Below are 11,439 nucleotides of genomic sequence, written 5' to 3' on the forward strand. Positions count from 1 at the left end.
CATTAAATTACCAAAAATTCATCCATGGCGCTACTAGATAAAATAAAGAACCTCTCCGAATCACTTCACAGGGAAACCATCGCCAACAGGCATCATATTCATGCAAATCCTGAGCTGTCGTTTCAAGAAACTGAAACAGCCAAATATGTTATCGCTCAACTAAAAGAATTAGGCGTAAAAATAAAGTCCGGTATTGCTGGAAATGGGATTGAGGCCATTATTGAAGGAAAGAACCCAACCAAAAAAGTTATTGCGTTGCGGGCTGATATGGACGCCCTTCCAATCTTTGAAGACAGCGACAAACCTTACAAGTCAAAAAATGAAGGGGTTATGCATGCTTGTGGCCATGATGTACATACGTCTTCACTTTTAACAACTGTCAATATTTTAAATCAAGTCAAAGAAGATTTTGAAGGCACTATTAAGTTCATTTTTCAACCCGGCGAAGAACTATTTCCTGGAGGCGCTTCATTGATGATTAAAGAGGGCATTCTAGAAAACCCCAAACCAAATGCCATCATCGGGCAACATGTTATGCCTTTAGTTCCTGTTGGGAAAGTTGGATTCCGAAAAGGTATGTATATGGCCAGCGCAGATGAATTATATGTGACCGTCACTGGCAAAGGAGGGCATGGGGCTTTGCCAGAGCATAATGTGGACCCCGTCGTCATTGCTTCACACATTATTATTGCGCTTCAGCAAGTTGTAAGCCGTATGGCTGCACCAAAAATTCCAAGTGTATTGAGTTTTGGTAAAGTGCAAGCCATGGGAGCTACTAATGTCATTCCAAATGAAGTAAAAATTGAAGGTACGTTTCGCACGCTCGACGAAGATTGGCGAAAAGAAGCGCATATCAAAATGAAAAAAATGGCCGAAGGTATGGCTGAGTCCATGGGCGGATCCTGTGATTTCAATATTCAAGTAGGCTATCCATTTTTGAAAAATGAACCTGAGTTGACGGAAAGAGCCAAACAAGCAGCCATAGCCTATATGGGCAAAGAAAATGTGGTAGAGCTTGATATATGGATGGCAGCAGAAGACTTTTCTTATTACTCACAGGAGGTGGATGCCTGTTTTTATCGACTAGGTACGCGAAACGAAGAAAAAGGCATAGTTTCAGGTGTACATACGCCTACATTTGATATTGACGAAGATGCTTTATCACATGGACCAGGTCTAATGGCTTGGTTAGCCATCAATGAGTTAAATGCTTAATGGCACCTAACAGAAAGCTTATCGGTAAAGCGCTGGGACCGGCGTCATTTTTCATTCTTTATTTCTTTTTGCCTCTCGAAGGATTGAGTCAAGAAGGAAGGGCTGTGCTTGCGACCACTGCTTGGGTCGGCATCTGGTGGATGACTGAAGCCATTCCTATTGAGGCCACCGCTCTGCTGCCTATGGTGTTATTCCCAATCACCGGAGCCATGGATATGAAAGCCACCACTTTCCCCTACGCGCACCCATTGATTTTTCTGTTTCTAGGAGGATTTATGATCGCTATAGCTATCGAAAGATGGAATCTTCACAAACGTATTGCTCTAAATATCATTGCTTTTCTGGGCTCAAATCCAAATCGGTTAATTCTGGGATTTATGATAGCCACTGGATTTCTATCCATGTGGATATCAAACACCGCTACTACATTAATGATGATTCCTATTGGTCTATCGGTCATCTCCAATTTAGATGAAGAGAAAAATTTTGCAAAAGCTCTGCCTTTGGCCATTGCCTATTCTGCTTCCATTGGTGGAATGGCCACGCTAATAGGAACTCCTCCTAACATTGTGTTTGCAGGTGTAATTAAAGACACTTTTGGCGTAGAAGTTAATTTCCTAGAATGGATGATGATTGGCCTTCCTTTTTCCATTCTGATGATAAGTATCACTTGGTTGATTCTCACTAGGTTTTCCTTTAGAATATCACCCAATATGAATCTTGCTGGGGCAGGGATCGAAGAAAAATTGGCTGAATTGGGAAAAATGAGTGTAGAAGAAAAAAGGGTACTGGCAGTTTTTTCATTTACTGCTTTCTGTTGGCTTTCAAGAACCTATTTACTCAACCCTATTATACCTGGACTAAATGATACAACCATTGGTATATTCGGAGGACTCTGTTTATTCCTCATCCCAAATATAGAGGGAGGAAAACTTCTCAACTGGCAATTGATGAGCAAGGTACCTTGGGGGATATTGGTGTTGTATGGAGGAGGTCTATCCATAGCCAATGCAGTGGCCAAAACGGATCTCGCTGCTTGGATCGGGGAATTACTCAATCATTGGGGAAATCTGGAACTGGTGCTATTGATTTTACTTATAGTAGCTGCAGTCAACTTCATGACTGAGATTACTTCCAACATTGCTACCGCAAGCATGGTATTGCCCATACTAGCAGCACTAGCTGTTTCTATTGGCGCTCACCCTTATTATTTAATGGTTGGGGCTATTCTGGCTGCCTCGTGCGCATTTATGCTGCCAGTAGCTACAGCACCAAATGCCATTGCATTTAGTGCTGGAACGATCAAAATGCAAGACATGATCAAAGCAGGCATACTCCTTAATATTCTCTCTATTCTTTTGATCACATTTGTAGTTTATGTGGTTATGCCTTTCGTCTGGACACTGGACATTTCTTCCTTCTTATCTTCATCCAACTAATCTTTTGTATCATTGATATCCTTTATATTTATGCCATAATCGATAGCATAGCAAGTGGATATATTAAAGATCAGTAAACTAAAGGAAACTTTCGCCGAATATATTCGAGTGAAGTTTGAGCTATTCAAGCTTGACCTTACAGAACACCTCTCCAATATTTTGGCACAAATGATCGCCTACCTGGTCATTCTTGTCATCTCAGGGCTGATGGTTACTTTTCTAAGTATTGCGCTTGCCCATTTCCTGAATTCCTTTTTTCAACATGAGGCGATAGGATATTTAATCGTCGCGGGTATTTATATGTTGTTTTTGCTACTTGTTTTCTTCCTGTTGAAATCAGGAAAATTGAAGGCATTTTTCGAAGCTACATTGATGGAGAATATTTCTAATGAAAAATCAAATGACGAAACAGAGTAATCAATTGATTCCATCAAAAAGAGAAGAATTATTGTCCAAGGAACGGGAATTGGTTGCCAAACTGGAAGACGAAGCCAAAGAAGTTGAGTCGAAACTGGAAAACACCTTAAAAACTTTGGCGGTTATAAGCGCAGGTGTATTGGCTGCGGCAATTCTCTACAAACTGGTTGCGCCAGAACCAAACATCAAAAAGAAAAAGAAAAAATTCAAAGCATCAGGAAACAAACCTTCGGCAATCACTGCGTCCGTGGTATCCATTGCTTTGCAAAAAATAATACCTTTAGCCATAGAAAAATTCTCTAAGTACAACAGCAAGAACGCCAAAGATGAAAAAGCTGCTGAATCAACTTCAAGATAAAAAAGCTAGCAAGGAAAGATCGCTAGCTGTTCTTATTGACCCGGACAAAGCAATTGAATTAGGCAAACTCATGCGTCTAATCAACTTGTGTGTAGAAAACAAAGTGGACTATTTATTGGTCGGAGGTAGTCTTATGACCAATGATAATTTTTCAAGGGTTGTATCAATAATCAAATCCAACTGCGAAATACCTGTGATTATTTTTCCAGGCAATCACATCCAGATTGATTCCAACGCTGATGCCATTTTTTTGCTTTCCTTAATCTCGGGCAGAAATCCTGATTTTCTTATTGGACAACATGTATTAGCTGCTCCAGTATTGAAGAAGAGCAAATTGGAAATCATCCCTATGGGATATATGCTTGTCAATTCTGGCGCGCCTACTTCTGCAAGCTATATGAGTAATACTGTCCCTCTTCCTTCAAACAAACCAACTATAGCGGCATGTACTGCTATGGCAGGCGAAATGCTTGGAATGCAAACTATTTATTTGGATGCCGGAAGTGGTGCAGAAGACCCAATTCCTCAAAAACTTATTTCTACTGTAGCCAGGTCCATTGAAGTTCCTCTGGTAGTTGGTGGCGGATTAAATTCAATCAACCGGGTAAATAAAGCACTTGAAGCTGGAGCTGATATGATTGTGATTGGAAACGCTATAGAAAAGAAAGAAGATTTCCTAATTCAGGTTTCTGATAGAATACATGCAATCAACGCAAAGTTAGACGTTCATTAGCGTCTCTCTTCTTCTCATTTTTCCTGCAGGAATGCCAAACATCATTTTGAACCTTCTACAAAAGTAGGCTGTATCTTTATACCCAACTTCTTTTCCAATTTCTCTGATACTCTTTTTGGTGGTTCGGAGCATGTTTACCGCCATTTCCATACGCTGATATTCGATATAATCCTGAGGATTAATACCAGTAAGCATTTTGAAATATTGTCCAACATAATCCTCCGAAACATTCGCCACGTTGGCTAAAACCTTATTAGACAAATCTTCTTGAAGGTTATCTTTAATAAATGAGAATATATCAATTAATCTAGGGTCTTTGAAATAAGTAGAATTAGTAGCAAGCTGTTCCACAAACAGCCCTTTATTGAGAATGTGCCTGATCAATTCTACTACCAAATGATCTGTTTCCAGATTCACCACTCTGGCTTTGCCCGGTTTGTCAGAATAGATTTCCGTAACAATTAACTTCACCAATGAAATGAGGTTGTGATTGCCTTTAATCACGAAAGCAGGAATATCCAACGAAGCAAAGAAATTCACTGTATCGAATACCTTCGCCTCAAAATTGATCATTGTGATGTTCTCATGCTCAGGCAACGGATTGAATTCCTCACTAGTTTGGAAAAATTTTTCCTTATTATTTATAAAATCATCATTGGACAAATTCATAGAATTGCCACTTCCATACGTCAATCCTACCATCTTACCCCCTGGTACAAATAGGATTTCATTCTCCTTGACAAGCTCTTTTTCCTTGCCAAATCTCACCTCTCCTTTGTGCACATAGATGAACACATTTTCTACATCATAATAGTTTTCAACCGTAAGTGGTTGTAAAATATTAATATTCTTAGCTGAGATGAATCTTACGGATAGAGATTCAATGATCTTATTGTAGTCCTCCATTGAATTATTTCGGAGTAGCCTTTCGAATCAGGCTAATTTCCATTGGTATTATTGTATAAATCTAATATAATGTATAATAAATACAAAGATTATAAATAAATTAATACCGAAGGACTATTTATACTATTTTAATATCTCTCTGGCAATTACGATTTTTTGGATCTCAGATGTGCCTTCATAAATCTGTGTAATCTTGGCATCTCGCATCAATCTTTCCACATGAAATTCCTTAACGAAACCATAGCCTCCATGCACCTGAACAGCCTCTACGGTAGTTTCCATGGCTACTTTGGAGGAAAATAATTTGGCCATAGCAGCTTCTTTTACGAAGTCCTCTTTCCGGTCCTTTTTAGCCGCAGCTTGCAAACATAAGAGTCGTGCGGCTTCAATATTCGTAGCCATTTCAGACAATTTAAATTGTATTCCTTGATGTTGACTGATCGGTTTTCCGAATGATTGACGCTCTTTGGAATACTTTATAGCCAGCTCCATCGCTCCACTAGCAATACCCAGCGCTTGAGAAGCAATGCCAATTCGTCCACCATTTAACACTTGCATCGCAAGGGAAAAACCAAAACCATCTTCTCCAATTCGATTCTCCTTAGGGATTTTCACATCTTGAAACATTAAAGAATGCGTATCCGAACCTCGAATTCCAAGTTTGTTTTCTTTAGGACCAATGGTAAATCCTTCCATTCCTTTTTCTACAATCACCGCATTAATCCCTTTATGCTTCTTGTCCACATCCGTTTGAGCCATTACAATATAAAAAGAGGCGCTGCTACCGTTGGTAATCCAGTTCTTCGTTCCATTTAGTAAGTAGTGGTCTCCTTTATCCTCAGCCGTAGTCCTTTGGGAAGTGGCGTCAGACCCTGCTTCTGGTTCAGAAAGGCAGAATGCTCCAATGCACTCGCCAGTAGCCAACTTGGTCAAATATTTTTGCTTTTGCTCTTCGGTTCCAAACTTTTCCAAGCCCCAACACACCAACGAATTATTCACAGACATGACAACAGAACACGAAGCATCTACTTTAGAAATCTCTTCCATCGCCAGCACATAGGATACTGTATCCATTCCTCCTCCATTATATTTTGGATCAACCATCATCCCCATGAATCCCAGTTCACCCATTTTTTTGATCTGCTCAGCGGGAAACTGCTGTTTTTCGTCACGCTCAATGACGCCTGGCAAAAGCTCTGTTTGAGCAAACTCTCTGGCCGCATCTCTAACCGCTAATTGTTCTTCTGTTAGTGCAAAATTCATTTTGGGAATTGTTTTAGTTGCAAAATATAATTTGTTATCAATCTGCCATGCAAATCATTATTCTGAATAACTGGCATATGACCGCATTTTCAACATATTATTCTGAAATTAAATAGTATGTATGCATACAAATATATAAAAAAAGGATTTGAACAATGTTCAAATCCTTCACAATATCTTATGTTTGACAGGTCTAGTCTCTACTGCCTAAGAAAAGCATGACAAAATACAATAACTGAGTGATAGCAGCCAAAGCAGCCACCACATAAGTCATAGCCGCCCAATGCAAAGCATCTTTAGCCATGCCATGTTCCTCGCTAGTCACTATTCCTCTCTGATCTATCCATGCCAAAGCTCGCTTACTAGCATCGAACTCAACAGGAAGGGTCACTAAAGAAAACAAAGTGATTACAAACTGAGCTGCGACAACTACCAAAAAGATGGTTTCCAGTCCAAAGGAGTGCATAGCAAATCCAAAAAAGAACATCCCAATGAGAATAAAGTTCAAAATTTTAGAACTCAAATTCTGAATAGGAACCATGGCAGACCTAAACTCCAGGAAACTATAGGCTGTAGCATGTTGCACAGCATGACCGCACTCGTGCGCTGCTACTGCAGCAGCAGCAGCACTTCTTCCTGAATATACTTCAGGGCTTAAATTCACTGTTCTATTGGCTGGATTGTAGTGATCTGACAAATGACCTTCTACAGAGATAACTTGCACATCATTGATGCCATTATCTCTCAACATCAATTCTGCGATTTCGCGCCCTGAAAGACCAGACTTTAAACCTATTTGGGAATACTTTTTAAACTTGCTTTTGAGCCTATTGCTTACATACAGCCCTACAACAAAAAAGACTAAAAATATGATCAACATTTTTATATAATTTAATTATTCAATTTACCTAATTAGACCTAACGGCTACGATGCCATTTCTGTTTTTCTCTTTCTATTGATAAACACTGTTCCCAGAACACTCAGCCCTCCAAATAACAATATGCAAATCAATTGAGAAGTATGCAGAAGAGTCGCAAAAAACAAGCCAGTTGTAGCCTCTATTCCATAAATAATTAACACCCCACTCACCAAAGTATGATAGGCTCCTATGCCGCCTTGAACCGGCATCGCCATGGCTACTCCTGCAGCAGCTAAAATCGATAACCCCGCACCAAACCCTAGTCCGGATGTTTCTCCTATAGAAAAGAAAATGACAAAACTCATCAAATAGTAAAAAACCCAAATTCCAATTGTAGAAGCTACAAACCCAAAAATATTCTGAACTTTTCTAATGGAAAGTAGGCCATTCACTATGTCCGTTAGGACTCTATGAATTTTCTGAAGCAGACTATTTTCAAACTCATGCTCTAGAATTCTTTTTAATATTAATATTCCAATAACCCCTAAAGCAACAAGAGTGGAGGAAATTAGAATAATATACATGGTATGATCTACTTGAGTATCCCACCCTACAGCTGTTATAAAGAAATCATATACTCTATCAAATTCTATGATGAAATCTAGAATTATTAGTGACAAAAGGATCAGAAAATCTATGGTTCGTTCAGTAATAACGGTTCCAAAAGAAATACTCATTGGAATCTTTTCATTCTTTTTCATTACACCGCACCTTGTCACTTCTCCTAATCTTGGAAATGCCAGATTGGCTAGATAACCAGTCATTACTGCTAAAAAAGTTCTCCCATCAGACAATCTATCATATCCTAGAGGTTTTAGCATCAAATTCCATCGATAAGCGCGTAACCAGTGACTCATCAATGAAAGTAAAATGGACAATATCACCCACCAATAATTCACCTCTGAAACTTTATCCAGAAACTCATCGACGGATACATTGCGAAAGGCAAAATAAAATAGCAACACTGCCAAAACGAGTGAAAGGCTATATTTAATAATTGATGAAATTTTCAATGCTCTTGTTTTATATACAAATTATCTATTAAGCGGACTCCGCCAATGTAAGCGGCAATGCAAATAGAGATGTTATTCGCATCTTCAAGGCTTTTTATTCTAGCCATCGTATTAGAATTCACGACCTCTACATACTCCAATTCAATACCACCTTTTCTTTCCAACTCTAGTCGGGCCGAATTTAATACAGATTCTATTGATTCGCCTTTAAGTGCTCTCTCCTTTGAGGATTTTAGTACCCGATAAAAACTAGATGCCAATAGGACCTCCTCATTGGCTAATCTTTGGTTTCTTGACGACATAGCCAATCCACTATTTTCTCTCACTGTGGGCACTGATATGACTCTAGTCCTAATATTCAAGTCATTTACAAGTTTTCTAATTACAGCCAGCTGTTGTAAATCCTTTTGGCCGAAAAACGCCATATCAGGCTGAGCAATATTTAAAAGTTTAGAAACAACTACACTGACCCCCGAAAAATGTCCTGGTCTAAATGCGCCCTCCAGTACAGATTCGAGCGCACCAAAATTCATGTCTAGAGTCTTTTCCTCGTCCGGATACATTTCCCTTACAGATGGGGTGAAAACCGCGTTGCATCCAATTGAAAGTAATAATTCCTGATCTCTTTCGACCTGTTTTGGGTATTTCAGTAAATCTTCAGGGTTGTTAAACTGCGTTGGATTCACAAAAATGCTACACAATGTAATATCACATGCTTCGACGGATCTTTTTATCAATTCCGCATGCCCGTTGTGCAAAGCTCCCATGGTAGGCACTAAACCAATGGTAAGGCCTTTGTGCCTCTTTGAATCCAAATAGTGTCGGAGTTCAGCTATACTGTCAAATATTTCCATTATTTCCTGCTACTCAGCCAACTATATCCGTTTAAACTCCATTCCTCTGTTGAAAATGATCCAAAAATAGTGTAATTTTGTGGTCATTTTGAAATTATCAAACTAAAAACACGGTTTATGTCAAAGTACAAAATACTCTATGTGGCAAGTGAAATTAATCCTTTTCTACAAACCACAGAAGTAGCCGATTTTGTGAGAGCATTGCCTCAGGCGATGCAAGAGAGGGGAATGGAAATAAGGATATTGGTTCCAAGGTTTGGATTGATCAATGAAAGAAAAAACAGATTACATGAAGTTGTAAGGCTCTCAGGCATCAACATTGCTGTAGGAGATGAGGAAAAGCCACTTATTATTAAAGTAGCTTCTATTCCAAACGCCAAGCTTCAAGTATATTTCATAGATAACGAAGACTATTTTCACAGAAAATCAGTCTTTTTTGATAAGGAAGAGAATTTTCACGCGGACAACGATGAGCGCGCTATATTCTTCTGTAAAGGAGTATTAGAAACTGTAAAGAAACTAGGATGGTCACCGGACATTGTGCATTGTAATGATTGGATGACAAGCCTAATTCCACTCTATTTAAAAACGACCTATAAAAACGACCCTATTTTCAAGGATTCTAAGTCCGTTTTTACTTTATATGACAACGAATTTGAACACAAATTCGAAGGTGATCTCATCAACAAAGTGATGATGATGGACATCGAAGAGAGTATGTTGGAGCATCTCAACACAAAAGATTTTGAAGGTTTTGTAAAGCTAGGCATCGAATATGCTGATGCTGTCATTAAGTCTAAGAATGAGACAAACAAAATCATAGATAAATTGATTTCTTCTGCTCCAAAAGACAAAAAAGTAGAAACCATTCAAAAAGATGACAACTTTTTAGACTCCTATTTTAACTTATATAATGAACTTGTTGGATAAAAACTGGTATGGGCTGTTGATAATCGCAGCTCTAACCATTTTTTCGTGTGAAGATTCCCATGACATTGGTCTTGGGCTAGACCCAGAGGGCCTAAGTGTTAAAGTTTTATATACTGAAATTCCTTTGGAAGCAACCAATGTGAGAATTGATAGTATTAGAACTAGCAATGATGTAAGGTTGTTGATTGGAAGGAATTCTGACCCAATTTTCGGGACCACAACAAGTACGGCCTATTCTCGGCTTACTTTCCTTACGGCCATTCCGAGTAGCCCAACCTATGACGATGATTTAATAGACTTTGGTAAAGATCCAGTTGTTTTTGACTCCATCGTTTTGAACATGGATATTAAAAAAGTCCATTCAAATGACATTCTTTCAAGTCAATCATTTAACATATATCAAGTTCAAGATACATTATTTGCTGGTGCATTTTATCTATCAGATTTCAATGCTCCTTATGACCCAGCGACGCCAGAAGGCTCTTTTAGCTTCAATCTAAGTGAGTCTGAAATTGGATACTTGGAAGATGATAGCACTTATCTACTTTCTTTTAGGCTCAATGACTCCATGGGAGAAAAATTAATAGGATATGTGAAAGATGAAAGTATTAGTCTCAACGCATCTACTTGGTATGATTATAAAGGAATCGCGATTGTGCCAGACCCATCCAATACTGCGCTCATTGGGATTAGTCCAAATGATTCTACTTCAATCAAAATTCATTATCACATTCAAGATTATTACGAAGAAAGTGGTATTGTGAAAGATTCTCTTTTTACAGATTCACTTACGATGGATATTACATTGGGAGGCAGTGGAATGTATTATTCAAATATTTCAACTGACAGAAGTGGGTCGTTAATGATGGCAGAAAATGGAGATTACAATGAGTTTCTTGTGAATGACGGTAACGTCTATCTACAACCAGCAAGTGGAATTTTTCCTAAACTTGATTTAGCTCCTTTGAAAGATTTTTTTGCTGACCATCCAAATATCCAAGTAAACCGAATGGAGTTCGCCTTAGAAACTCAGGAGAATTCCCAATTCTATGCGAATACACCAAATATGCGCTTTATGTTTGTTGACGCAGGGGATGGTTCTAAAATTAATGCCCAAGGATTAATAGCAAATCAGTTATTCAATACGACAATCCTAACAGACAATGGATATCTATCTGGTACTTCGGAGGTGTTAACAACTGAACTTGATAATACAACACTGATTTATCAAGGCATACCAACTTTGTTTGGTCAATTAGTGGAAAACAAATCTCTTGAAGTTGATCATGCGATTTTGATGCCCACGGATATTACAACACCAGATTTCTCAATCTTTGACGAAGAATCTGGGTTTAGAATAAAACTTTATTACACCATTCCCGATTAAAAAC

At 38.6% G+C, this 11,439-nt stretch carries 12 protein-coding genes; 7 read left to right on the forward strand and 5 right to left on the reverse strand.

Annotation, left to right across the window (positions count from 1 at the left end; all coding sequences use genetic code 11):
- Positions 1-24: 24 nt before the first annotated feature.
- From ACOQO5_RS14405 to ACOQO5_RS14425, 5 genes are read left to right on the forward strand one after another with little or no spacing between them, the layout of a single operon-like run.
- On the forward strand, positions 25-1,215 hold the full coding sequence (locus tag ACOQO5_RS14405) for a M20 metallopeptidase family protein (RefSeq protein ID WP_420582387.1): 1,191 nt from the start codon (positions 25-27) through the stop codon (positions 1,213-1,215).
- The gene (locus ACOQO5_RS14410) at positions 1,215-2,654 is read left to right on the forward strand and encodes an SLC13 family permease (protein WP_420582388.1); all 1,440 of its coding nucleotides are present in this window, start codon (positions 1,215-1,217) and stop codon (positions 2,652-2,654) included. Before ACOQO5_RS14405 ends, ACOQO5_RS14410 begins: the two co-directional genes overlap by 1 nt.
- A 54-nt stretch (positions 2,655-2,708) precedes the next feature.
- Positions 2,709-3,071 carry a phage holin family protein gene (locus ACOQO5_RS14415; protein WP_420582389.1) on the forward strand — a complete coding sequence of 121 codons (363 nt, stop codon included), beginning with the start codon at positions 2,709-2,711 and terminating at the stop codon, positions 3,069-3,071.
- Positions 3,055-3,429: a hypothetical protein gene (locus tag ACOQO5_RS14420; protein WP_420582390.1), complete on the forward strand. Its 375-nt coding sequence runs from the start codon at positions 3,055-3,057 to the stop codon at positions 3,427-3,429. The genes ACOQO5_RS14415 and ACOQO5_RS14420 overlap by 17 nt, the downstream gene beginning before the upstream one ends.
- A complete protein-coding gene (locus ACOQO5_RS14425) occupies positions 3,398-4,162 on the forward strand; it encodes a geranylgeranylglyceryl/heptaprenylglyceryl phosphate synthase (protein WP_420582391.1) in 765 nt (254 codons plus the stop codon). The genes ACOQO5_RS14420 and ACOQO5_RS14425 overlap by 32 nt, the downstream gene beginning before the upstream one ends.
- On the opposite strand, the gene ACOQO5_RS14430 is transcribed toward ACOQO5_RS14425, so the two are convergent.
- From ACOQO5_RS14430 to panC, 5 genes are all read right to left on the reverse strand, one after another.
- Entirely contained in the window at positions 4,148-5,068 is a 921-nt protein-coding gene (locus ACOQO5_RS14430) for a helix-turn-helix domain-containing protein (protein ID WP_420582392.1), read from the reverse strand. The genes ACOQO5_RS14425 and ACOQO5_RS14430 overlap by 15 nt on opposite strands.
- Positions 5,069-5,191: 123 nt before the next feature.
- Positions 5,192-6,331: an acyl-CoA dehydrogenase gene (locus ACOQO5_RS14435; protein ID WP_420582393.1), complete on the reverse strand. Its 1,140-nt coding sequence runs from the start codon at positions 6,329-6,331 to the stop codon at positions 5,192-5,194.
- Positions 6,332-6,524: 193 nt separating this feature from the next.
- Positions 6,525-7,211 carry a zinc metallopeptidase gene (locus ACOQO5_RS14440; protein WP_420582394.1) on the reverse strand — a complete coding sequence of 229 codons (687 nt, stop codon included), beginning with the start codon at positions 7,209-7,211 and terminating at the stop codon, positions 6,525-6,527.
- A 45-nt stretch (positions 7,212-7,256) separates the two neighbouring features.
- Positions 7,257-8,264 (reverse strand): lysylphosphatidylglycerol synthase transmembrane domain-containing protein, encoded by a 1,008-nt coding sequence (locus tag ACOQO5_RS14445; RefSeq protein WP_420582395.1) that lies wholly within the window; start codon positions 8,262-8,264, stop codon positions 7,257-7,259.
- Positions 8,261-9,118, reverse strand: a complete 858-nt coding sequence (gene panC, locus ACOQO5_RS14450) for a pantoate--beta-alanine ligase (RefSeq protein ID WP_420582396.1) — start codon at positions 9,116-9,118, stop codon at positions 8,261-8,263. Before panC ends, ACOQO5_RS14445 begins: the two co-directional genes overlap by 4 nt.
- Positions 9,119-9,235: 117 nt before the next feature.
- Between panC and ACOQO5_RS14455 the strand changes: the two genes are divergently transcribed.
- Complete coding sequence (locus ACOQO5_RS14455; protein ID WP_420582397.1) at positions 9,236-10,048, forward strand: glycogen/starch synthase; 813 nt, start codon at positions 9,236-9,238, stop codon at positions 10,046-10,048.
- Positions 10,032-11,435, forward strand: a complete 1,404-nt coding sequence (locus tag ACOQO5_RS14460) for a DUF4270 family protein (RefSeq protein WP_420582398.1) — start codon at positions 10,032-10,034, stop codon at positions 11,433-11,435. Before ACOQO5_RS14455 ends, ACOQO5_RS14460 begins: the two co-directional genes overlap by 17 nt.
- The last annotated feature ends 4 nt before the right edge of the window (positions 11,436-11,439 follow it).

Source organism: Reichenbachiella sp. (genome assembly GCF_965223055.1).
Lineage (GTDB): Bacteria > Bacteroidota > Bacteroidia > Cytophagales > Cyclobacteriaceae > Reichenbachiella.

What these genes read in the sequence shown, in the direction of transcription:
- ACOQO5_RS14405 (WP_420582387.1), top strand. Translation starts at nt 25, where the DNA reads ATGGCGCTACTAGATAAAATAAAGAACCTCTCCGAATCACTTCACAGG.
- ACOQO5_RS14455 (WP_420582397.1), top strand. Translation starts at nt 9,236, where the DNA reads ATGTCAAAGTACAAAATACTCTATGTGGCAAGTGAAATTAATCCTTTT.
- ACOQO5_RS14435 (WP_420582393.1), bottom strand. Translation starts at nt 6,331, where the DNA reads ATGAATTTTGCACTAACAGAAGAACAATTAGCGGTTAGAGATGCGGCC.
- panC (WP_420582396.1), bottom strand. Translation starts at nt 9,118, where the DNA reads ATGGAAATATTTGACAGTATAGCTGAACTCCGACACTATTTGGATTCA.
- ACOQO5_RS14410 (WP_420582388.1), top strand. Translation starts at nt 1,215, where the DNA reads ATGGCACCTAACAGAAAGCTTATCGGTAAAGCGCTGGGACCGGCGTCA.
- ACOQO5_RS14420 (WP_420582390.1), top strand. Translation starts at nt 3,055, where the DNA reads ATGACGAAACAGAGTAATCAATTGATTCCATCAAAAAGAGAAGAATTA.
- ACOQO5_RS14440 (WP_420582394.1), bottom strand. Translation starts at nt 7,211, where the DNA reads ATGTTGATCATATTTTTAGTCTTTTTTGTTGTAGGGCTGTATGTAAGC.
- ACOQO5_RS14430 (WP_420582392.1), bottom strand. Translation starts at nt 5,068, where the DNA reads ATGGAGGACTACAATAAGATCATTGAATCTCTATCCGTAAGATTCATC.
- ACOQO5_RS14425 (WP_420582391.1), top strand. Translation starts at nt 3,398, where the DNA reads ATGAAAAAGCTGCTGAATCAACTTCAAGATAAAAAAGCTAGCAAGGAA.
- ACOQO5_RS14460 (WP_420582398.1), top strand. Translation starts at nt 10,032, where the DNA reads ATGAACTTGTTGGATAAAAACTGGTATGGGCTGTTGATAATCGCAGCT.